The 22053-nt window shown below is 60.3% G+C and carries 17 protein-coding genes and 1 pseudogene; 6 read left to right on the forward strand and 12 right to left on the reverse strand.

Annotated elements, in window-relative coordinates:
- Window positions 1-344: 344 nt before the first annotated feature.
- Both N1032_RS08470 and N1032_RS08475 read left to right on the forward strand, forming a co-directional pair.
- Complete coding sequence (locus N1032_RS08470) at window positions 345-2651, forward strand: ATP-binding protein (protein WP_259538587.1); 2307 nt, start codon at window positions 345-347, stop codon at window positions 2649-2651.
- Complete coding sequence (locus tag N1032_RS08475; RefSeq protein WP_259538588.1) at window positions 2648-4015, forward strand: ATP-binding protein; 1368 nt, start codon at window positions 2648-2650, stop codon at window positions 4013-4015. The genes N1032_RS08470 and N1032_RS08475 overlap by 4 nt, the downstream gene beginning before the upstream one ends.
- A 182-nt stretch (window positions 4016-4197) precedes the next feature.
- On the opposite strand, the gene N1032_RS08480 is transcribed toward N1032_RS08475, so the two are convergent.
- The 6 genes from N1032_RS08480 to N1032_RS08505 all read right to left on the reverse strand — a co-directional run bounded on the left by N1032_RS08480 (window position 4198) and on the right by N1032_RS08505 (window position 11746).
- A complete protein-coding gene (locus tag N1032_RS08480; protein ID WP_259538589.1) occupies window positions 4198-4614 on the reverse strand; it encodes a very short patch repair endonuclease in 417 nt (138 codons plus the stop codon).
- A gap of 91 nt (window positions 4615-4705) precedes the next feature.
- Window positions 4706-5428 (reverse strand): DUF6339 family protein, encoded by a 723-nt coding sequence (locus tag N1032_RS08485; protein WP_259538591.1) that lies wholly within the window; start codon window positions 5426-5428, stop codon window positions 4706-4708.
- A complete protein-coding gene (locus tag N1032_RS08490) occupies window positions 5425-6291 on the reverse strand; it encodes a hypothetical protein (RefSeq protein ID WP_259538592.1) in 867 nt (288 codons plus the stop codon). The genes N1032_RS08485 and N1032_RS08490 overlap by 4 nt, the downstream gene beginning before the upstream one ends.
- Window positions 6284-7927 (reverse strand): hypothetical protein, encoded by a 1644-nt coding sequence (locus N1032_RS08495; protein WP_259538593.1) that lies wholly within the window; start codon window positions 7925-7927, stop codon window positions 6284-6286. Before N1032_RS08495 ends, N1032_RS08490 begins: the two co-directional genes overlap by 8 nt.
- Before the next feature lie 179 nt (window positions 7928-8106).
- Entirely contained in the window at window positions 8107-9066 is a 960-nt protein-coding gene (locus N1032_RS08500) for a PD-(D/E)XK motif protein (protein WP_259538594.1), read from the reverse strand.
- Window positions 9059-11746 (reverse strand): Z1 domain-containing protein, encoded by a 2688-nt coding sequence (locus tag N1032_RS08505; protein ID WP_259538595.1) that lies wholly within the window; start codon window positions 11744-11746, stop codon window positions 9059-9061. The genes N1032_RS08500 and N1032_RS08505 overlap by 8 nt, the downstream gene beginning before the upstream one ends.
- 108 nt (window positions 11747-11854) lie before the next feature.
- Here N1032_RS08505 and N1032_RS08510 point away from each other — a divergent pair, with 108 nt between their 5' ends.
- Window positions 11855-12979, forward strand: coding sequence for a DNA cytosine methyltransferase (locus N1032_RS08510; protein ID WP_259538596.1), 1125 nt, complete (start codon window positions 11855-11857; stop codon window positions 12977-12979).
- 110 nt (window positions 12980-13089) lie between these two features.
- Here the strand turns inward: N1032_RS08510 and N1032_RS08515 are convergent, their stop codons facing one another.
- Window positions 13090-14901, reverse strand: a complete 1812-nt coding sequence (locus tag N1032_RS08515) for an AIPR family protein (protein ID WP_259538597.1) — start codon at window positions 14899-14901, stop codon at window positions 13090-13092.
- 907 nt (window positions 14902-15808) lie between these two features.
- On the opposite strand from N1032_RS08515, the gene N1032_RS08520 reads away from it, so the two are divergent.
- Window positions 15809-15958, forward strand: a complete 150-nt coding sequence (locus tag N1032_RS08520; RefSeq protein WP_259538598.1) for a hypothetical protein — start codon at window positions 15809-15811, stop codon at window positions 15956-15958.
- On the opposite strand, the gene N1032_RS08525 is transcribed toward N1032_RS08520, so the two are convergent.
- The 4 genes and pseudogenes from N1032_RS08525 to N1032_RS08540 all read right to left on the reverse strand — a co-directional run.
- Complete coding sequence (locus tag N1032_RS08525) at window positions 15959-17746, reverse strand: DNA/RNA helicase domain-containing protein (protein ID WP_259538599.1); 1788 nt, start codon at window positions 17744-17746, stop codon at window positions 15959-15961.
- Entirely contained in the window at window positions 17733-18053 is a 321-nt protein-coding gene (locus tag N1032_RS08530; RefSeq protein WP_259538601.1) for a nucleotide pyrophosphohydrolase, read from the reverse strand. Before N1032_RS08530 ends, N1032_RS08525 begins: the two co-directional genes overlap by 14 nt.
- A 60-nt stretch (window positions 18054-18113) precedes the next feature.
- Window positions 18114-19031: an Ltp family lipoprotein gene (locus N1032_RS08535; protein ID WP_259538602.1), complete on the reverse strand. Its 918-nt coding sequence runs from the start codon at window positions 19029-19031 to the stop codon at window positions 18114-18116.
- A 367-nt stretch (window positions 19032-19398) separates the two neighbouring features.
- Window positions 19399-19593 (reverse strand): annotated as a pseudogene (locus N1032_RS08540) (nucleotide pyrophosphohydrolase); the annotation flags it as partial.
- Window positions 19594-20289: 696 nt separating this feature from the next.
- Between N1032_RS08540 and N1032_RS08545 the strand changes: the two are divergent.
- Window positions 20290-20436 carry a hypothetical protein gene (locus N1032_RS08545; protein ID WP_259538603.1) on the forward strand — a complete coding sequence of 49 codons (147 nt, stop codon included), beginning with the start codon at window positions 20290-20292 and terminating at the stop codon, window positions 20434-20436.
- A gap of 340 nt (window positions 20437-20776) precedes the next feature.
- On the opposite strand, the gene N1032_RS08550 is transcribed toward N1032_RS08545, so the two are convergent.
- Complete coding sequence (locus N1032_RS08550; protein WP_259538604.1) at window positions 20777-21205, reverse strand: MarR family winged helix-turn-helix transcriptional regulator; 429 nt, start codon at window positions 21203-21205, stop codon at window positions 20777-20779.
- A gap of 51 nt (window positions 21206-21256) precedes the next feature.
- Between N1032_RS08550 and N1032_RS08555 the strand changes: the two genes are divergently transcribed.
- Window positions 21257-22051, forward strand: coding sequence for an alpha/beta fold hydrolase (locus N1032_RS08555; protein WP_259538606.1), 795 nt, complete (start codon window positions 21257-21259; stop codon window positions 22049-22051).
- Window positions 22052-22053: the final 2 nt, after the last annotated feature.

Genomic DNA, 22053 nt, shown 5'->3' on the forward strand with positions numbered 1-22053 from the left:
TATTAAGTCACGCGAGCGAGCCCATTCCGCCACGCTGCCGTCGGCTATCGAGCCTGTACGGATAATGCGAATGTGCGGTCTATCCCAACCTGGCGCCATCCACGATCTGATCCGGAAACGGCCAAACGTGATGTAATTTCTCGGCTGGTTGATTCCCCTCGGGGCGAAGTTTCGCGTGGTGTGGCGATTCGGTCAAGGCGATAAGAGTGCCGCTCAAGCGACTCGCGCGGAACAAGATGAGTCACTAACAGCTGAAACTTCGCGCTCGACTATAATCTCGTAAAGGGATACGCAGATAGTCGGTGGGGGCTCCGCGGTCGTCTTATGCGACTTGATGTGGGGGGGTGATCACCAATCTGCCTACTATGCGACGTTGCATCGAAAGTCATAAGAGCATTCGTCGCCTTGCGCCGGCGGAGGAGCCGATCTTCTCTAGTAGCAACGATGCAGGGGGGATGGGGGGTATTTTGACAGATACCAAGAATCTGAGTGTGGGTCTCAGTGCGGAGTTCAAGCTGTCTGGCGCTCGAACTACGTATACCTTGCGGGCGAAGGTGACAGGAATCGGCGAGAGGGGAATTCAGTTCCTCACCTCTACCGGCCGAGAAATCACTGTGCCGCGCGAAGCTGTGGTGAGCATTTCTCCAGGGGCTGAGTTGGATGCTCCCAGGGTCCAGACAGGTCAAGGACAAAGACTCCCCGCGAGGACACAGGGAGAACTTGCTCGTTCGGTACGCCGCACTCTGGATGGTCTCGCAATTGAACCGCAAGCCGCCGTTCGCGCGAAGATGCTGCGGTTGCAACTAGAGGACGTGCTGAGCGAAATATCCTCTTCGGTTAACAAACGTCGTGCAGCCGCCGTGCTGAAAGTCGCAGTGGCGGTTGAAGCTCAGTTGGCGCAGCACGAACTTACGACTTCCACCGCGCTGCGAAAACGGGCCGCTGAGGCCGTGGTCGAGGCAACTACTATCTCGCAGAGGCCCTCAAGGAACATCCTGACAACTGCAATTGATGATTCTCTTGAAGCTTTGGTTGCAGCGCATAAGGATCACTGGCAAATGGTCACCTCAACAGCTATTCATCCGCCAGTCCTAAGCACCCGAGACCGAGTGAATGTCACACGAGGAGGTGACCATGAATTCGATCTGCCGGTGAGGATCTCACTTGATCGATCTGCCACCGAGCTCAGCGATGTGGCGCTAGTACTCGATAAGTACCGCAACCTGGCGCTGATAGGCCGCCCACCGATGGTTGAGACGCTCGTTGCGGGTCAGACTGTGACGCTCACGGTTCGGCTCCGCGATAATCGCAAGCAGGGAGCGAGGGGGGACATCAATATTGATGCACATCTTCGGTACCGAACGCCTGACGGCCAGACCCAGACGTCGCCGAAACAAAGGCTGTTGCTGAGCATTCAGGGTAGTGAGGCACGCTCCGACATTCCGAACCCGTACCGTCGCTACGCGGGTGGATTGCCTGTTTCCAGGCCTGAGATGTTCTTCGGTCGTGATGCGCTGGTCCATGAGCTCGTGCGCGACCTCGGCAAAACCCCGGGGGGAACTTGCTACGCAGTTTACGGGCAACAGCGAACTGGGAAATCCAGCGTCCTCGAGCAGGTGAAGACGCGCTTGCTCGCCCGGAAAGCGGTGGTCGCCGGACTCTCGATGGGAGTCATTGATCGTCGCAGCGTGACCATCGATTTCGTCGAGGAGATTCTCGATCAGTTTCGTGTGCAGATCGATCGCCTGCTTCCCGCGGAAACGTCTCGACTGCTCCTTGCCCGATGGCCCGACACTGCGGCCATCGAAAGTCGACCACTTAGGAGCTTCCAACGAGCGCTAGAGGCAGGTCGCTCTTTGCTGCGATCGGCCGGCTCGACCGGGGTCGCGTTTGTCGTGGTTGTAGACGAGTTTACGTACGTGCATGAAATTCTGAGACGCCGCGGAATTGATCCGGCGGAGCACAACGAGCTCAAAGACTTCATGCGCCAACTCAAAGGATTGCTCGAATCGAGGATGTTCTCGGCCCTACTGATAGGCCAGGACACAATGCCGCGGTTCCTGGAGTCGTACCCAAACGAATTCAGTGTGATGTCCACACGAAAACTGGACTATCTCACCGTCGACGAAGCGCAGAAGTTAGCGGACCTGCCTATTCGAACTTCTGAAGACAGCAGCCGTTACACGGGTTATGCCCTCAGCACCATCGCCTCGTACACCGGGGGTCACCCATTCTTCACTCAGATTCTCTGCGACCGGGTGATCACGCTCGTCAATTCTCACAATCGTTCCGAAGTCACACAGAGCGATGTCGAAGAAGCGGTCGAGAGTTTACTGTCGGGTCGTGACCGTATTGAGGCACACAAGTTTGACTGCCTGGTCACCGCAGATAACACACATACGCTCATCACCGGGGTCGAGGGCGAAGACGAGACGGATGGCATCGAGCGTTCCCTGACAGTCTTGCGAAGAATTGCCAACTTGTCGGGCAGTCAGAATAGCCCTGTCGCCATCGATCGGCTCCAACTCGACTCACGGCAGACCTCAGCGCTCGACGACTTGCTTCTACGCGGAGTGCTCCACCACAACGAGAGTGGGGTCTCCATTCGCGTTCTGCTTTACGCCGACTATCTGCGGAGATACCAGCGATGACCGATAGAAGGCTCATCCCCGACAGAGTGCATGCTTTGCTCTCGGCCCCCGCCAACGTTGCAATCCATGGGAGCCCGGGCTCAGGGAAATCGTGGATGGGTGATCGAGTAAAGAACCTGCTGGATGAGGCTAAACAGCCGGCCACCCGGGTCGATCTCTCAACAACCATGTCCGGCAGAGACGTCTTCGTTGAGCTTCTTCGTGGATCCGGTGGCGACAAAACCGACCTAAGTGACCCCTCTACGACGATTCGAGACATCTGGCGAGCACTCCGAGCCTCTCTCGATGGCTCGGACATACACGTAGTCTTCGTCTTGGATCAGTTTGATCGGGTGCTGCAGTTCGACGACGCCCTCGATTTCTTGCTCTTGTTTCGGGAACTGGTTCACCGTCCGGAATCCCTTCGTTGTACAGCTCTGATCCTTTCTCGTCGATCACTTCAGTCCATCGAGACGACGGTCTCGGGCATATCTACGCTGGCGAGCGTTTGTTACACGCAGTACCTCGGTAGCCTCGGCGACAACGATCTTGAGGATCTCGGTCCTGGCACCAAAGGATTGGACCCGGCAGAGACAGCCGAGTGTTTGCGTTGGTCGAGCGGGCATCCTGCGCTTGCCAAGTACTGGCTCGCAACCCGACCGGACATTTCTCCAGATCCCTCGGGAGATATGGAGCGAGCGAAAATTGCTTCACGTGTGCTTGACCACCTAGCCGAGTTGGGACTAATCGATGCAGCGGCACAATATGTCCTCGGTCCAGTCATCGATGACCTGCTGTACGAGAGGCAGGAACTCGAGTTGCTCGGCATCCTCTTACCGCAAGACGATGACCCAGTCACCTCGTACTCCTTCTCGACTCAGGAGCACTTTCGCGACTCCCTGCGCCATCGAACCTGGAGTATGAACCCCTGGGGCGTGCTCGGACAGGCAGAGGTTCGCCTGAGAAGCGTCATAAGCAGTACGCTGAGCGATTCCTATGGGGAGGACTGGGGCTCCACGGTCGCGAAGAAGAGCCAAGCCGTTCAAATGGCTCTCTCGGAAGCCACCGCGAAGCAAGAGCGTGATGCCAGAAGGTTTTCTCGCCAAGCTCCCTGGCTCTCGTATACGTATCCGGGAGACCTATGGCAGATCATGCAAGTCGAATGGCACCTGTTCGCAACGATATTCAGCACGCGCGACAAATCGCACTGGAGGACGGTGATGGGCGGGCTGGCACAGTATCGCGCTCCACTTGCGCACGGGCGCCCCGAAGTGCTCGGTGAGGTCGAGCGAACACAGTGTCGGTTGTACGCGGAACAGATCCTCGAGAGGATCACTAAACACGAGAAGACCTTGTTTGATCGACCGCGGCTCGGCACCAATTGAACTCCAGCCGGAACCGGGCAACCCTCTCCCGGAACCATGACGCCGACCCCTGCCAACTAACCCGCTCCGCAATCACCGTCGCCAGCATCCGCGGGTGCTCCGCAACACCTCCCGAGCCCTCGGCTCGAAGCGCGACGGTGTGTGGCGGATACCACGCTCGTAGCTCCGGCGAGTTCGACGAGTCATGACTTGACCGAGGTCGTCACGATGCTGGCGATGTGGGCCGCGACGGCTGAGGGATTCTCGTGCTCCCAGTACCTCAAGACGATCCAACCAAGCGACTCAAGCAGCTTGTTTGCTGCCGCGTCACGAACCCGATTCTGAGCAAGTTTTGGGAGCCAATAGGACTGATTGGTTTTCGGGAACGTCGCATGAGTGGGACAGCCGTGCCAAAAGCACCCGTCGATGAACACGAGTACCCGCTGACGCGTGAATGCAATATCCGCACGAGTGCGCGACTGCGGGCTCGGACGCCAATCCACTCGATATCGGAACCCCTGCGCATGGAGGATTCTCCGGACCAAGAGCTCGGGCTTCGTATCCCGCGCGCGGTTACTCTGCATTGACCTACGGACGCCCGGCGTGCTGGCCCACGACATCTGATGATGCTAACTAGTTTTGCCGAACCTTCAATGCGACGCTCCACAAAATCCGCGAATGGGATTGCGTACCAGCCTCAACTCCTAGGGCTCATCTGGACGCCCGTATAGCTTCGGAGCTAGCTCTTACGATTTCGTCACACATTGCTGCAACTTGCTCATCATCGAGCGAGCGGACATCGACGAATGCCAGTCTTCGTCGTATTCGTGCAGTTGAGTCACGGATCAACTCTCGGCGTGCGACCGCCTGGGTGCTGTCGACCACTGCGCGGCCGAGCGCCTGGACCAAACGAGGGTCGCCTCCGATCGAACGACGTTCGAGAAGCTGATTCAAATCACTTTCTGTCAGCTCTAGGAGAAGGTTCTCTGCCCCCTTGAAGACTGTGGCTTGCCACCAGAGGCGGCTCCATGCGTGACGTGTCAGGTCTGTTGCAACCCATCGCTCACGATTCGTACTTCCATGAAATCTCCACCGTGTGACGTCGGGAAAGAGAATTATCGAAAGGAAGGACCATATGTCCCGCGCTCCCGCTTCGGCCCACGTCAAGTCGAACACGCGGACCATGAGGTCGGCTGCAGCACGATCGAAAGCAATGCGGGCGGATTCCGTTGAAATCGTAGGAAAACCGAAGTCACCTGCAAGCCGGAGAAGTTCAGCACGCGCAGTCGAGAGTTTCTGTTCGTCGGCGCGACTTCCACCGATCGGCGAGTAGACCTGCGCCGGATGCGCCATGGATGGGTCGAGTTGCTCCAGGCCTTTGTCGAACAGGGCCGACGCGACGCCAAAGGGAAGTCGCGGGAGTAGAAGTGTCACTCGAAAATCCGTCCGTAACCGTGGGCTCTGATCGCGCTGTCGACAAGTGAGCGGAACCGGCTGGGGTCCTCCGCGCGGAGGGAGGCTGTCAGCCCGGCGCTATGAGCTATCTGCTTGTACCTCCCGAGAACGCGTCCCACGGAATCGTCCGGGTACGATTCAAGGTCGACGTCCTCGAAGAGCAACGCCTGCTCGACCATCACAGCGGCTACTCCGGCCTCGAGTTCGCTGACGAGTTGCATGCTCAATGCCGTCGGCCGCTTCTGATCGATGGCCTCCACCAGCAATGTGTCGCGCGTATTGATTAGAAGCAGGAAGGTGCCCAAGAATGGGGCATCGAGTTCGTCCGATGACTGCAGATGCCAGCTAGCGTGCGGGCCATATGGTGTTCCTGCGAAATCAGCGATACCGATTGGGAACATAGCGCTGTCCCCGTCGAGTCTGAAGGCTGTTACAGAGTCCCAGAGAACGGAACCTGCTCGGAAGGCTTCGGCTACTCCAGCCGGCTGTCGCTCGTCCGTCAAGGTAATCGCGCTACGAACCTGAACGGTCCCGCCGATGCGATCGCCCGGGAGCGTGACTGTATACGCCTGATTCGGCTCCAGAGTCGCGCTGTAAAGGGAAGCACTCATACCGGTTGTCGAGCTGGACCACGAGATCGTCAGCCTCAGGTCGGTTCGCTCCGGCAAACGAGCTGCTGCTAAGAATTCGACGAGGTCGACCGAGAGGCGACTGGACATCACAAGATCGGTCTGGGGATCCCAGCCCTCGAGGAATTCAGGCATTGGCGTGCCGTCGAGCTCCCACGTCGACATCACCACGAGACCCTCAGGCGGGACGAAATAAGGCTTGAGTTCACGCATGAAGGCCGCTCTCCCTCACATCGATCCGCGTGACGGCATCTGGGAGAAGCTCGACAACCGCGACGAGCCTGTCTGGAGTCGACGCATCTATGTCTATGCTCTCCTCGCTACTTAGCGTGCGGCCGTCCAAGGTCTCCCATCCCAGCACTCTTGGACCGGTCAGGCCAGCGGGCGCCTTACCCTCTCGCCCACCATCGACGACGACTGCTGGGCTACAAGTAAGACGTCGCTGACGATCGATTCCCGAGAGGCTCACCTCGGTCACGATGACGCGCGTGTCTCGGCGGTCTTCGATACGAGGAGTGCCGATACGGAGCCCGGTCGCTCGACCGCCTCCGCCTCCGCCACCGCCGCCACCACCACCACCACCACCACCTAAGTTGGCGGCCGGCCCGGCACCCCCAGCTGCAAGTGACGGAGCCAAGGCAGCCAGGCGACTAGACAAGCCTCCCAGTCCGCCGACGGCGCTTCCCCCCGCTTGCACCGGTTCGAAGGCCGCCCTGAGCCTCGCGCGAATCCAGTGACGCGCCCCTCGGACGATCGAGAGGGAGAATGGCGGAAGGCCCTGCTCTACCCAGCCGTCATGCGTGGGAGGTTCGGCGCTAGCGAACTCCTCGTCCGCGCGTTGCGATGCCCTGAAGACCCCGCCATATTGAATTGCCACGTCGATCGGTGTCGGACCTTCGAGGTAGTCGACGACTAACTCAGCGTCGCGCATTCTGGCCACGTGGTGGCTCGGCCCCTCGAAAGCTCTAGCGCTCGGATCCGTTAGGGCTTTCATTGAGGGCAAAAGGGCGGCGCTCTCGATCGCGATTCTGCCGACTTCACCGAAGGCAGCCCTCTTGTATGCGACTCCCCCACCAGAACGAAGGGCATCAAGCGCTCTCGTGAAAGGGCTGAGTTGAGCATCCTTTCGAGGATCCGGGAGATGGACCGCTTCCCCTTCGAGTTCCACTTTGAAGTTCATAACGACGGGGTCGCCGATCATCTTGGGCCACAGATTCCAGCTGATGGCAGACGCGATGAAGCGGGCGGCATCGGCCGGCGACCTCTCAGTGATCTCGTCCTCGCTCTCGCCTTGTACTCCGCCGAAATCCGCTCCAAGGATGTAGATGTCCGTTCCGGTTTCAGCGCCGCGGAATCCCCGCAAGCCGAGCAAATCGCCGACACGCTCTGCGTCGTCATCTAGCAGAGGGTCCGGTATCCCATCCGCAGCGATGACCCCCCACCAGTGTCGACCGGTATAACGCACACCATCGTGGTCGTACCGCTGCCCCAGTGAAGCGGCCATGACTCTGCGCTGAAATTCTCCTCGGACAAGCGTGCGAGTGTCGACCAGGATCGTATTCACTCGGCTAACGCGGTAAAGGATCCCCTTGCCGAAGCCATACGTGCCGCCACCTAGTGCCGAGTCGCGAGGCTCTCCGACATTACGAAGGAACTGCACGAAGTCATTGCCTTCACCCTCTATGGGGGGCACACTTGCCCGAATCGGGCCTCGAAGGCCCACCGTCCCCCGATCCGAAATCTGCAGGAGGTAGCTATCCTCGCTGAGTGCCGAATCGAAGCCGTCGACCGATAACTCCGATATCCCTGAGCTGAATGCTGTCGACCAACTAGCGGACAGGTCGCCCATCTTTCGCAGACTGACCGTGAAGTCCACGCTCACGCCGGCACGTGCGTCCCAGCTGTTTTGCGCCGCCTCCCGGACAAGCACGGTCAACCCGTCCAACCCAGGACGGCCTAGTTGACGCAAGATGCCGTCCGCGGTCGCAGATCCCTCCTCTGCAAATGGCTGTGACCACCACCGACCGCTCACGAGCTGAACTTCTCAATAATCGTTTCAATTGATAGGGGTTCCGCAATCGAACGCAAAAGGTCGATATCCACCTCGTAGTCAGCGCTGACAATTCCCTTTGAAACTCCGCCCGATTCAGCCGGCAGCAGACGTGGCGTCTCGTCACCAACTCGAACAGTGAAGGCCTCGACCAATTCCAGGTGTGGGCCGGGCGCAGACGTTTCCGACCATCCAGATCGACGCAATGCACCGTCCAGGGCAAGCTCGTCTGCAGTGAGACGCCGGATTCCTGCGATCCGATCGCTTATGGTGGGCCCGCCGACAACCTCCTCGAAGAGGCATACGACAAGAAGAAGGGGCACTGATCTGTCGGCCTCCAACTGCCGCAACCCGTGGACCGTGACGCCTCGCGAGCTCGCCGTGGCGGATTTCACCTCCACACATGCCCCATCGATCTCGAAGTCGTGGTGAGTTCCGAACGGGCCCGTCCACGCGCTCAGTGAATCGTGGCGATTTTGAAGCAGGAGATTCAGAATGAATAGCTCTCCAGCCAGCCCGAGAATCTGTTCCGACGACATCATTCGGAGAGCTATTAGCCGGAAGAGAGCGCGCCAGCGCTCCAGTGCGGCGTGTACGTTCGCGGCAGATACGGTGTCACCTTCGGTCAGCACGTCGACTATGAGACTGTCGAACTCCGGCATCAGCCTCGAATCAGCAACGGAGATATCGAGGTAGGTTCTCGACTTTCCTGCGAACACGATGTTGGTAACCGATTCGAACAGATGACTCCCCGATCCGGTGAATAACGATTCTTCGGGCGACTCCACGAGCAGATGACGGGCACCGGTCGAGTCGATGGCCACTCGGACGTCCAAGCCGCTCTCGATCTCGAGCGGGAATGCGTTGATCTTCACCCCGGTCGGAATGCTGAGCAGCTCCCAGGCGGCCCGAACTGTGATGAGCCCCAGTTCAGGCATCGACAGGTTCCTCAGTGTCCGTCTCATATGCTTCTGACTCATCGACAAAAGAGATCTCGTCAAGGGGAACGGCGACGTGCGTTGCCGTTAGCCGCGTCTTCGGAGATGCCTCACCTGGAAATACAACACCGATACCGATCACCCAGTCAGCCGCGCCCAATTGGGTGCGGTCCTTGCTGGTGGGGAGCGGCGCACTTACCGGGTCAATTGGGTAGACGACCAAGAGACCCCGCGATCGATTAACGGGATCATCATTCCTGAGCTGCATGAGTTGAGGCTCTAGGTAGCCCTTGGCATCGGCCGCCGATAGATCGAGATCAAGCACTCTATCTTGCTTGCTCATCAGGGTCTTGATGTCGGCTCTCTCTGGCCGGCCATCATCCAGCTTGGATCGAGTGACACCTTGTAGCTTCACTCCGCCAAGGGAGATCTCTCCAGCGTCACTCTCCACGACCGCGATGGTCCAATAGTCGAGCCCCGCGTTGGCCGCGGTCTGACTCCGTATGTACTTCGCGACCAAAGGGGCCTCAAGGTCTGGCGAGTCCTCGTGGATCCTGTAGGAGTCGAAGAAGTCCAGAACAAGCCTTGCCGGGACGTCACGAATCAAGAAGCGACCTGTCTCGCGCTCAACACGGCCATACTGCACTGCAGCTCTGACCAATCTGTCTGCGGCCGTCACGTTGTCCTTCAGCCAATCTGCATCGAGGGCTCGAAAGAAGCGAGTCTGCAGACGACGCCCTGCGAATGAGATGTACTGAGGCTGAGCAGCACCCATCTTGGCTGTAATCTGCAGCGCCGGGTGGGTGCGGATCTTGACGGCGATATCGCGTGGAGTGAGGCCGACCTTCTGGTAACCATCGATATCCAACCTCATCTCGGCTTCGACCGATGCCAGGTGCCGAAAGTTCAGTCTCAGTTCTTCCGTCATCCAGATTCTTGGCAGATCCTCATAACTCGGTCGGTATCCGAACCAACGCCCCATCTGAAGGAGAGTGTCGTATGCGCGCGCCGTGCGAATGAAGAAGCTGACTACAAGACCCTCTAGTGTCAGACCACGTGAGAGGGTGTTGCCGCCAACAGCGATAGCGATCTGAGGCTCGTCGCCGTAGTTCAGGCGGTCCTTGCTACGGAAATTGTCGACGATGACCTTGGCCGAGTCGATGATGGCAGGCAGTCGAGCGATTATTTCGTCGAACGACGGGAAATCGCCATAATCGTCGGGAGCAGGCACCGCGTGGATCTCTCGTTCCCAGACTCGCTTGAGATCGCTCAGCGTGGTGGCGTCTCGGCTGCGCACTCCGTTAACAATCTGATCGCGGTAGGCGACTACCGGCTCCCGGTACGCCTCCTGCACGCCGATCCTCTCGGAAACGTGCACGAGCATCGTACTGTGACCATCATCAGCTCGAGAGCGTCGGATGGCTGTTGCCAGCCAGAACCAGAGAAATGCCGCCTTCAGTTCGTCGGTCAAGGAGGGCGCGAATCCCGGCGCATCCGCAGCTGACGCCGGTCTCAGGAGATTCAGACTCTCCGGGGGAACTATCCGGATCATGTCCCGCCCGGCGGCGTCCGGCAGTTCGTCCTCCCCCTCCACGATGTCGCGGCCGAAGATCTTCTCTGGCCCAAAATAGCCCTCCGGCCGGGGCAGATTGAGAATGAAGTCTTTCGGGTACAGGTCTTCCGAGGCCGGATCGATAAAAACATTCGCGAAAGGTGTCGCGGTATACCCGATATACGTCCTCTTCTTTGCAACCTTCAATAGACGCCGTATCAGAGGGTTGATCGACTTCGTAGCAACAGATGCCTGGTCGGCCTCGTCATCGATGATCAGGACCGGCAGTTGCCGCAGAGCCTGTTGTGAAGGCTGCAGTTCGAGCCAGGTAACCAGTCGCTTCAGAACGGCCGCGTTTTTCTTGACTATGGCGACTGCCGTCTGATCGGACGTGAGCGTGGCCAAGGGGTTGCCTGGCGGTGCGTGGAAGTCCCGAGTCTCGTCCGTGAGCAGCTTCCATTTCTCTGGAAGAGTCTCGCTGAGTTGTTTCGAGAGGCGCTGCTGAGTCTGTTTTCGCAACCCGTTATGCACACCGGAAAGAACGATGATCAGCCGATAATCCTCGTCCGCCATCTTCGCTATGACCGATATGAAGTTGGTTGTCTTCCCGCTCTGGACGTAACCGACAACTAAGCCTTGCGAGTTGAAGGCGTTGGAGTCCGTCCTCGGCGTATGAGCGACCACGACATTGCTGGAATGCTCGAGCTGCCCCATCCGCTCCGGCGGCCAGTGCTCCTCATCGACGAAGTAGTCGCGGACGGGGGGCCAATACACAGAGCCTTCGGACGGCCCGCTATACCAATTGGGTTGGCCTGCGGCGATGATCGCAGGCCCGCCCGACTGAATCTTCGCGACATCCGCCTCATACTGGAGCGCCATCTCGTCGACCACAGTCGTGTCGCCACCTACGCCGCGTACAAGCGAGAGGACTCTCTCTACAGCCTGTTCGACCCCGAACTTCTTCGCCCAGCCCGCGAACATCGGATAGAAAGCAGACACCATTTCTTTGTCCCCCCTGACGAACAACACCATAGCCTGATCGATACGTCGCAATCGACTAAGTCGACAACTGCCGAAATGACCAGCATCATCAAGCGCTTGAGCATCACAGTCCTGATAGTCGCTCAAACTCAGATTCAGACTCGGAGTCGGGACGGAGTCAATTCGAACAAACGTTCTACCGACACGCGCAGGACGTATATGTAACCTGCCGTTTGCCGGCTAAAGTACGGAGTGATGACAGTTCCAGAGGCACATCCGACGCCTGCCAACCCAGCCTTCAAATTGGTCCGTGTCCTGGACCTTTTCGCCGGCGCGGGCGGACTCAGTGCCGGATTCAAGCAGAGCTCGATGCGATACGAGACAGTGCGAGCGGTCGAGATGGACCTCGCGGCAGCATCGACGTATGCTGCGAATCACGGGGCCGAGAAGGTATTTGCGGGGTCAATTCAAGACTGGCTACGCGACGAGGTCGTTCCTCTGGTGGACGTCGTGATCGGTGGGCCACCCTGTCAGGGTTTCTCGACTCTTGGGAAGCAAGACGTCGAGGATGTCCGCAACTTCCTTTGGCACGAATACGCAGAGACCGTTCGACGGGCTCAACCAAAGTACTTCGTCGTCGAGAACGTCGCAGCATTCGCAAAGTCATCTCAGTTCGCCGACTTCCAACGCGAGACCAGTGAAGGTGGTCTCCTGTACAACTACTCCTTTGACTACCGCGTGTTGAATTCCGCCGACTTCGGTGCTCCACAGGCGCGAAAGCGTACCGTTATCATCGGGTGGCGTGACGGCCAGTCGAACCCGGGTTTCCCGGAGCCTACGCACGGGCCCGGTCGGGTCCACCCTCATGTGGCCGTTTCTACTGCATTCCTCCAACGTGGGATCGTGGAAAAGGTTACCCAGATCGACCTGCCCCCGAGACGGACATCTATCCTCGGCGGGCGTGCAATCCCTGGCCCCTACCTCCCACGAGAGCTACACGTGACCCGCAATTACACAAAGCTGTCCTTAGATCGGTTCGCGTGCATCCGGGAAGGTGGAAACAGGTTCCAGATCGACGAAAACCTGCTTCCTCCATGTTGGAAGAAACACCGAACGGGTACGGCGGACGTAATGGGACGGCTTCACAAGGGCAAGCCCTCCGTCACGATCCGCACCGAGTTCTTCAAACCTGAAAAAGGTCGGTATTTGCATCCCACCGAGAACCGCGCGATCACCCATTATGAAGCAGCAGCACTCCAGGGCTTCCCGGAAGACTTCCAGTTCATGGGGAGCAAGACCGAGATCGCCCGCCAGATAGGTAACGCCGTACCCATTCCCCTCGGGGCGGCGATCGGGCGACATCTGCTGGGTCTCCTTTAGTGCGGGTGTGTCGCCTCTGGGAGGTTGGTCTGTCGCCGAGGGTCCGGTCCACGTGAGCGAAATCTCACTCGAAGCCACTGGCCCATGATGCCGCTCGGCTCTTCGAAGGACTACAGATTACGGGTCCGGGGCGTCCGATCACTGGCGCGCTTATTGGTTGAGCTGTCGAAACCTGTTGGCTTCAACCAATCCCGCGCGGGTGCTCCCACTTGCTTCAATAGCAAGTCATTCAGCGCCTGCGATTTTGTGAGCTGATAGACAGTCTTCTTATAGTCGCGTCTTTTCTTGCTAAAGAACTCATTGACGATGCGGATCGAATTCTCAATCTCGTCATCCGAGATGGCCCGGACATCCACATCCGCGAGCGAGCTGGGAGTCACATTCTTATTCGGAGTGGCCTCGAGAGCCACGAGCATTGCGACGTGCCATTGCGTGTACCAAAGCTGCGTACGTTTACCACCCTGATATTCGTCGAATTCATGATCCAGGGCTGGTCGGCCCATGAACCTCTCTACACGCTTGATGATGCGCGCAGATGTTAGATACGTGTCGAGTGGATAGTTCCCCGGAAAGAGTTGTTCATAGTGCGTGCGATTTGCGACTAGACGAGTCTGCGAATTCACCTTTGCCGAGAGAAAGGGCTCCTGCAACAAACTTGATGCGAGTGAGCGCGCGAGCTGCGGAATAGTGACGATCTTTTCAAGCTGAACACCCTCATTACGGTAAGCATTCCTTTGTCGTTCGTAAACTAGTTCGGTTCCGGCGAAGAACGCTTCAATGTCCTTGTGGATAGAGTCGGTCGCCCGCAGCACACCGCGCTTGATGTCCGTCTGATTATTCGTCGCGATAATTATCTGGTCTCGTGTCGCACCATCCGGCGGAACTACTACGCGGACCAGGATTGTCCTGGAGTCCTCGTTTGGGTTTGCTCTGAAGTGCTCAAATAGCACCGTTGATGTCTGCAAGCCGTTCACAATCTTGGGCTCCTTGAGGCCAAGCGTCCGGTATGCCTGTCGCACATCTGTTGCCACTATGGTCACGCCGTTGTTGAGCATCCAGAAGTCGACAGGACCGGACGAACGGAGCGTTTGCGCGATCGCATCATTCACTCCGTTCCTTCCTTCGAAATCACGCACGTTGTCGATAAAGAGCCGTCGACGACGGTAGCCATCTTCGTCGGTGAGAAACTCGGCAAAATCGCTGAGGCGAACCAGTGCAATGAAGCCGCCAGCGTCGGCATTGAGGGCGTCCTCAGATAGCTTCAACTCAATCCATTGCGCCCTTGGTGTACGAAGCATCTTCAGCAACTCCGGCGCCCCAACGAACGAAAACGATGTATCCGCCTCAGGAAACATACGCGACGAGACTTGTTCGATTGTGCTTTCTTGGGCCGCAAACGCCGTATGCGGCCGCTCACCGCGGGTCGCGTAGAAGACCTTAAACGACATGTGAGCAATTCGCGAAAAGTTACTCAGGTAGAAGGCTCGGAAGGCGCTTGCGCGTCCCATGAGCCTGGTGCTGTAGAGCCGGCGTAGTTCGCGCTCGTCGCGGCCGAGATCAAAGAGTGTTGACAACGTGGAGATCAACTTGTCCAGAGCTGTGCCAGAAAAAGATGGCGTTGTCTTCGACTGGAAAACAATGACTTCAACGGTGACATCGCGACGTTCGGCGTTCGTTCTACTGGGGGTCAACGGGTCGCCATCCACTAGAACATAGAACCCATCAATTCCACCGTCCATACCTCCACCGATGAGTCCATCACGTATTTCATCAATGCCGAGGTCGAAGCTCTTCAATAGCTCCGAGGCGACGAGAAGTTCGAAAAATGTACTCTCGTCCGACTCGGGGCTAAGGGAAAGATGCCGCTCCTTCAGAATGCTATCTAAGAGCAATTGAGTGTTGGAGGGCTTTTCCTTGGTCATGCCCTCATCGTAGGGATGATCGGCCCCCGATACCGAGGCTCGAGGCAAGGCGCGACACGTGCAAGATCTGATGCGCGCCACTGGAGTTTCATCACATCCGCGGGCTTGATCCACGCACATGCGTCGCGATCGGTGTTATTCGACGGTCGGTTCAAGATCAACATCACCCCGTAAAATGCGAAATCCACGGCCAGGCGGCGTACTGCGTTCGACGAGCTGTCAAGGCCACCTCCGGTTACAAATGAAGACGGCAAGTTCCGCCATATACCTCCCGCCGTCTTCTCCCGGCTCGACCTTCACGCCTGGAACCTCTCTCTTGCCAACCACTGATCTCCCTGGCCCGCGCCGGCACACCAAGATGCGACCGTCTTTTAGGTAAGCGGCGGCGGCGGCTACCGATCAGTCACGCCCGATCGCGTTGCGCAATTGGGCGAGGACTCCAGAGTCCCAGCTCAAGCATCTTCGACGCTTGAACCGTTGGCTCTGATCCAAAGCGCATCGGCGCAGTCATCTGAGCAAGCCTTCCACGGCATGATCCGAAGTACCTTCGGCACGCGAATCCCACAGTTTCGGCATCGGCGAAGTCGGCCTGCGGTGTACCCCCGATCAAGCAGCAGAACGTCACAGTCAGCATTGCCCCTGCTGGCGAGGTCTTGCTCAGACTCGTAGAGAGACTTCGCTAGATCCTTCCAGTCAGGCTTTGGTTCGGGATCATTTGCCCAATCGGAGAGCAAATGAATGAGGGCTTCCTCAGCGCACAAACCATCAATCTGCGCCCGGCGCCTGAACTCGTCAGCGAGATACGTCGGAACGATTACAGAGCTGAACATGGTTGAGGGTGTCATACCACCAATGATACGAGGTGATGTACACCCCGCAAGTGATGGACCTCTGGCACCATTGGTCAATGCCCAATCAGCCCAAGACGCCGCACAAGTCTTTCCGGATTCCGCCCGAGCTCTACTCGGCGGCTCAGGCGAAGGCGGCACGACAGGGCCGCACACTGACCGACGTCGTGAAGGAATTGCTCCAGAGCTATGTCGATTCCACCGACTGACTAACGCTGATTCTGCGAGACGAACTGCTCTAGATGGTCTCGGAGCACCGGGTCGTGGACGTAGACGTAGGTACCTCGAATGCCCCGCGTGAGAAGCACCGCGTAGACGTTCTGGATGTACCAGAGCAAGTCGTCATCGGAGTAGACGCGGCCGAGCGCCTTGTTCGCCTCCTTGCCCTTCTTGTCGAAGTACGAGGCGCGGTCGACGACGATGCGGCCGGTGGTCGTGTCGAAGCGGAGGTCCGGGCCGATGATCACGCCGGCGTAGTTGAGGTCGTAGCCCTGCACCGTGTGGATCGAGCCCACCTCGTCGAGCGAGCCGGGCGACGCGATCCAGTCGGTCTGGGTGCTGTTCCAGCGCATCCGCAGCTCGCCGATCTCGATGTCGTGGCCCGGCTTGTTGCCCTTCGTCTTCCACTCCCAGGCGTAGCCCGCGACCAGGCGGGAGAGGCCGACCTCGCGGTCTCGACGCACGATCTCGGCACGCATCTCGGAGACGTCGTCGAACATCCGGAACTCGTAGTCGCCGAAGTCGGGGACGGATGCGGGCGGCTGGGAGCCTGACCCTGGTGCGGCACCGAGCATCCGTCTCACGTGACCGACGTAGTCGGAACCGGCACGTACCCTCATCTGCGAGAGGAGGGGGTGGTGATGGTCGGCTGCCTTGGCGTCGGCGACGAGCTGCTCGAGGGCTTCGATCGGGATGTCGGCCGGCTTCACACTCTGCGCGGGGTCGACGAGGAAGATCTGGTGGGCGCTCTTGGCCGTGATCCAGTCGAGCTGGGTCTTCGACGTGTCGTCATGGCCGAACAGCTTCGTCGTGATGTCTCGGAACTTGATGTTCAGTGCTGCCGCCGGCTGGTTGGCGCGCTGGTTCAGACGGTGCGTCTCGTCGACGATCAGCAGGTCGAAGTCGGTCGCCGACTCCCCCACGTCGAATGCCGTCAGCACCATCGACGGGTCGAGACCGGGGGTCTTGCGAAAGACCTTCTGCACCGATTTGCGGAGTGACTGCTGCGGGATGACGAAGCCGATGTGCAGGTCGCGGAGGAGCATCCGGTGCTCGTCGGTGAAGAACTCGGAGAAGAGGGAGTCGCCGTCGTCGTCGAGGGCGTCGAGGCCGGTCGACGAGCGGATGTCGGCGAGCAGCTTGAGCAGGTAGATCGCGACGACGGTCTTGCCGGTGCCGGGGTCGCCCTGGATGACAGTGGTGCTGCGGTAGCCGCGGCGCAGGTCGTCGAAGAGGCTCTTCACGACTCCCTCGACGGCGAAGGCCTGGTCGTCGGTGAGCGACTTGAAGGGGCTCAGCTTGAAGAGGTCACTGTTGATGATTTCGGGGATAGTGCGGGTGAAGACGCCGTCGAGCCTTAGGCGGTCGAAGATGGCGTCGAAGCTGTCTTGGTAGAAGGCGCGGTTGTAGTAGTCGGCGTTGACGATGCCGTCGTTGCGGTTGAGCACCTCGAAGGCGCCGTCGCCGCTGAGCATCTCGATGAGGAACGACTCGAGGTCGAGGCAGACGGACTTGTTGAAGGTCTCGTCGAGGATGACGCGGAGGTTGGTGAGGTGGCTGCGCTCGATGCTCGCGAGGTGCTGGCGCATGCGGGTGGCTACGTTGAGGGATTCGCCTACGTAGATCTTGCGGCGATCGGATGCTCGGCCTGCGCTGGTCGTGTCGTCGTCGAGGATGTAGACGACCGGCCAGTTGGTGATGCGCTTGTCGCCGCTTCGCGCCCAGACGCCGACCTCGTCCTTGTCGAACGGGAGGCGGACGATCTCAGAGCTGGTCATACTTCGTGGACGTGCCGCGGGACTTCTCGACGGGGTACTTCTCGCGGGTTTTCGCGAGCTTGGCGCGGACGATGTCGTCGGGGTTCAGCTTGAGACGGGCGGCGAGGAGGTAGGCGTAGGTGAGCACGTCGGCGAGCTCGTCTTGGATCTGCTGCTCGTCCGCATCCGGGGACCACTGGAAGAGCTCGAGCAGCTCGGCCGCCTCGATGGAGATGCTCTTCGCGAGGTTCTCGGGGGTGTGGAACTGGGCCCAGTCGCGCTCGGCCACGAAGGCGGCCAGGGCTTCGTGGATGGTGGGGGTGGCCATGCTTGGATCTTATCGACCAAGCAAGGGAAGGGAGCTGGACCGCCCTTCCCTTGCGGGGCTTCACAGGCCGACGGCGGCCAGTCCGAAGTTCGCCTGGTCGGGCGTGAATCCCTCACCGTATTCGCTCGTCAACTGTTCATACAGTCCGTCGCGGGAGAACCCTTGGAGATCGAGGTACGACTTGGCTGACTCAGCGGCCTCTTGGTTCCAGTCGACCGCGCCGGCGGATTCTAGATAGGCGATCGCAAACTCGGCATCTTCGGGCGTAAACCCTTCGCCGTACTCGCTCGTCAGCTGCTGAGTGAGTCCGACGCGGGAAAACGCCGAGAACGACAGGTAGGACTGGGCGGAGCGGACCGCGCTGGACTGCGCGGTGGTCATCGCAGGCTTCTCAGGCTCTACGGGCGTCACTGGCTCTGCGGGCGCCGGTGCGGGGGCGGCCGTCTTCTCCACGTTCACGACCACGGTGTCGCCAGCCTTCGCGATCGCACCGGCGGTGGGGGTGCTGCTCAGTACTGTCCAGTTGTCGCGATCTAGTACGACGCCTTTGTCGGCCGAGAACTCCACTGTCAGCCCAGCGTTCTCGATCAGCGCGGCTGCTTCCTTGGCGGTCAGGCCGGTGGTCTCGGGGACGGTGACATCGGCGACCGCAGCTTCCTCGGTGATGGACGGCGCCGAGGCGCTGGGGTTCGTGTCGGCCGCCGCGGTGACGTCGTCTTTGCCGGCCCCGATGGCGCTGCCGATACTCCCGATGACGATGAGTCCGGCAACGATGCCGACCGGGATAACGATGGCCTTCCGCTTGTACCAAGGTGCCTTCGCTACAGGTTCCGCAGTGGTCACCGCAATCTCGGGCGGTGCCGTGGTCGCTGGGCGAACCTGGGCGGTCCAGGTGACACCGTCGTAATAGCGTTCGGTGCCGGGCGCGTTGGTGTCGGCATACCAGCCTGCCGGATAAGACGGAGTGTTGTCGGTCATCGGTTTCCTACAGCTTTCAGGATGTTGTGGACAGGCCCCACCGCGCCGGATCACACCGGACCCAACGGGCGTAGGTGGAGCGCGAACGTTTCAGTCCAGAGGTGATCGCTGATGCCGATTCCCACGGGCATGCGAGCGGGAGCGCCCCCTGCGCTCACTATTGGGAAGTATGCCTTACATTCGGCCCACGTCCGATACTCGTCGGTGAAGAACCTGGAGATGGGTGAGCGATTCGGGCCGAACAGCACCATCCTTTCGCTCGCTGTGCCCTATAAGCCGACCCCACGGGTGCGGTCGGTGATGCTTAGAGCTATTGCGGTCGGATACTCGGCCCGCGGTCGTCTTGGTCGTGTCAGCGTTGGTAGGCGTAGGTGAGCACGTCGGCGAGCTCGTCTTGGATCAGCTGCTCGTCCGCATCCGGGGACCACTGGAAGAGCTCGAGCAGCTCGGCCGCCTCGATGGAGATGCTCTTCGCGAGGTTCTCGGGGGTGTGGAACAGGGCCCGGTCGCGCTGGGCCACGAAGGTGGCTAGGGCTTCGTGGATGGTGGGGGTGGCGGCCATTCGGCCACGCTAGCGGCGAGACTGCGCTGGCGATCGGGCCGAGCGACCTCTGCCCCGCGCTCCTTTCGGTCAGATCGCCTGATGCAGAGCGTGGCGGAAATGAATGCCGCTACCGCGATTGCGGTGCTTAACCCAGCGAACGTCCACGGGCTCTCGAGGGTTGATGGGCCGGAGTAGAAGAGTAGGAGTGTCGCAGAACCACCTATGCCTGCAGCCGCGGAAATGACGATGTTTCGGCGGCCGGCGGACCATCGCAATGAACGATCGAGAAGGGCTATCACGACGAGTGCTGCGACGCCGGCACAGCATCCGGTCAGGGCGCCGACGATCGATGTGGCCAGAGACGTCATGACGACCAGCGGGAGATAGACGTCACCTACCGGCAGATTCATCTGATAGATGAGGCTACTGGCGACACCTAGACCGCCTCCGGCCACGATGCCCATCCCGATCGCGATCGCCCAAAGGAGAAACATCCTGCCCCACGTCATGGGGACAGAGTAAGCGAGTTGAGGAAGATTTCGTCGATGTAGTCGATCTTTGCTCAGCTTTGCTCGGACTGGGATGGTCAGCTCGGATGGTAGACATCAGGGCCGATCGGGCCTTTGGGTCGTTCGGGAGGTCAGCGGCATCCGCTGCCTGGCTGAGCAATTTCACGAGTCTGAGTCGCTGTTCTGCGCTGGGTTGAGTCCGAGGGTGCTTCGACAGCATGTACGGATAGCCGCCGTGCTCGACGCCATCATCGGCAACGACATCTGCTCCACCCGACTCGGCCCGAAATTCCTCGGCGAGCGCCGACACCGCGACGCCGCCGCCTCGGGGTCGTTCACCGTGACCGGATAGAGCTCGATTAGCTCCACGTCCGCTGAGCATCCGCGTGCCGCCGCAATGCCCTCGACCGACCGCGGCACCTCCACCCGCAGCGTCTCGAGCGACGACACCGAGAGCGTGCGCGCCGATGCCGACGAAGTACGCATGCGCGTCTTCGTCACCGGCGCCACCGGGCTGATCGCATCGGCTCTCGTCGCCGACGGCCGGCCCTCGACTGAAGACGACCCCCTTCCCCTTGACGGTCCGGTCGGCGGCCGCGGCGCGTCGGTGAACCGCACGCTTGCGCTGGCCGAGCACGGCGCACGCACGGCCGAGCCTGCTGCAGGACTTGGTGCACATCGAGCCCTGAGGCTCAGGCCGATTGGGCCGCCGCGTCTGCCTCCAACAATCGCAGCGCCTCGAAGAGCGCTGCCCGATGGCGCTCGTCGAGCGGGGCGAACAGCGTCGGCAGCACGCCAGACGCCACCCGACGCCCGGCGGCGAGCGCCTCCTCCCCGGCCTCCGTGAGCGCGTACTCGAGACGGCGCCCCCGACCGGAGGTGCGCGTCACCCACCCGCCCGCGATCAGGCGTGTCGCGAGCGTGCCGAACGACTGGTCGCTCTGAAACGTCCCCACCGCGAGTTCATGACCTGATGCACCGGGCGTATTCGCGATGGCCCGCAGCGCGTCCCACTGCACCAGGGTCACGCCGACCTCGCGCAGCGCCGCATCCATCGTGCGGTGGTTGCGGTACTGCGCCCGCTTGATCGCCTGGCCGAGCAATTCCAGATCCGTCGCCATGGTGCTACTGTATCAGCACACTTATATAAATATATTGATATGGAGAACCGGATGCTCGACCTCATCGCCCAGGCGCCCCTCACCGAACGCGGCGAACCCACTGCCCCGACCGCACTCGTGCTGCACGGCGGGGGTGGGCCCCGCACGGTCGCACCGATCGTCAGTCACCTGGACGTCGGGCGACACGTTCTCGCGCCGACGCATCCCGGGTGGGACGGGACACCGCTGCCGACGGAGCTCACCTCAGTGAGCCGGCTCGCGACGGCCTACCTCGAACTATTGAAGGAGCGGGGCGAACATGACGTCGCCCTCGTCGGGTCGTCGATCGGCGGCTGGATCGCGCTCGAGATGGCTGTGCAGGCAGCGGGTGACGAGCGGTTCGCGGGCCTCCTGGGTCCGGTCGTCGTGATCGACTCCGTCGGCATCGAGGTGCCAGAGGAGCCGGCCGCCGACTTCTTCGCCCTCAGCCCGCGCGAGCTCGCCGAGCACGCCTGGCACGACCCCGACCGCGGGTACATCGACCCCGCCGGCCTTACTGACGAGCAGCGCGCCGTGCTGGCCGGCAACGGAAAGGCGATGGCGACCATCGCCGGCACGACGATGAGCGACCCCACGCTGCTCGCGCGTCTGGGCGGCATATCGCAGGACACACCGCTGCTGGTGGTGTGGGGCGCCAGCGACCGCATCGTCACGCCCGCCTACGGGCGGGCGCTAGCGCGGGCTGTGCCTGGCGCGGAGTTCGTGCAGATCGAAGAGGCGGGGCACCTGCCGCACCTCGAGGCGCCCGAAGCGACCTGGGTGGCCATCGACGCGTTCCTCGAGAAGCACAGCGGCGAGCGCGTCTGAAC

The organism is Herbiconiux daphne, from assembly GCF_024979295.1.
Lineage (GTDB): Bacteria > Actinomycetota > Actinomycetes > Actinomycetales > Microbacteriaceae > Herbiconiux > Herbiconiux daphnes.

Excerpts from the sequence above, each read along its gene's own strand:
- N1032_RS08535 (WP_259538602.1), bottom strand. The coding sequence starts at position 19,031 with ATGACCGACAACACTCCGTCTTATCCGGCAGGCTGGTATGCCGACACC.
- N1032_RS08525 (WP_259538599.1), bottom strand. The coding sequence starts at position 17,746 with ATGACCAGCTCTGAGATCGTCCGCCTCCCGTTCGACAAGGACGAGGTC.
- N1032_RS08555 (WP_259538606.1), top strand. The coding sequence starts at position 21,257 with ATGCTCGACCTCATCGCCCAGGCGCCCCTCACCGAACGCGGCGAACCC.
- N1032_RS08530 (WP_259538601.1), bottom strand. The coding sequence starts at position 18,053 with ATGGCCACCCCCACCATCCACGAAGCCCTGGCCGCCTTCGTGGCCGAG.
- N1032_RS08500 (WP_259538594.1), bottom strand. The coding sequence starts at position 9,066 with ATGCCTGAACTGGGGCTCATCACAGTTCGGGCCGCCTGGGAGCTGCTC.
- N1032_RS08550 (WP_259538604.1), bottom strand. The coding sequence starts at position 21,205 with ATGGCGACGGATCTGGAATTGCTCGGCCAGGCGATCAAGCGGGCGCAG.
- N1032_RS08490 (WP_259538592.1), bottom strand. The coding sequence starts at position 6,291 with ATGCGTGAACTCAAGCCTTATTTCGTCCCGCCTGAGGGTCTCGTGGTG.
- N1032_RS08495 (WP_259538593.1), bottom strand. The coding sequence starts at position 7,927 with ATGGGCGACCTGTCCGCTAGTTGGTCGACAGCATTCAGCTCAGGGATA.
- N1032_RS08480 (WP_259538589.1), bottom strand. The coding sequence starts at position 4,614 with ATGTCGTGGGCCAGCACGCCGGGCGTCCGTAGGTCAATGCAGAGTAAC.
- N1032_RS08520 (WP_259538598.1), top strand. The coding sequence starts at position 15,809 with ATGCCCAATCAGCCCAAGACGCCGCACAAGTCTTTCCGGATTCCGCCC.
- N1032_RS08510 (WP_259538596.1), top strand. The coding sequence starts at position 11,855 with ATGACAGTTCCAGAGGCACATCCGACGCCTGCCAACCCAGCCTTCAAA.
- N1032_RS08475 (WP_259538588.1), top strand. The coding sequence starts at position 2,648 with ATGACCGATAGAAGGCTCATCCCCGACAGAGTGCATGCTTTGCTCTCG.
- N1032_RS08515 (WP_259538597.1), bottom strand. The coding sequence starts at position 14,901 with ATGACCAAGGAAAAGCCCTCCAACACTCAATTGCTCTTAGATAGCATT.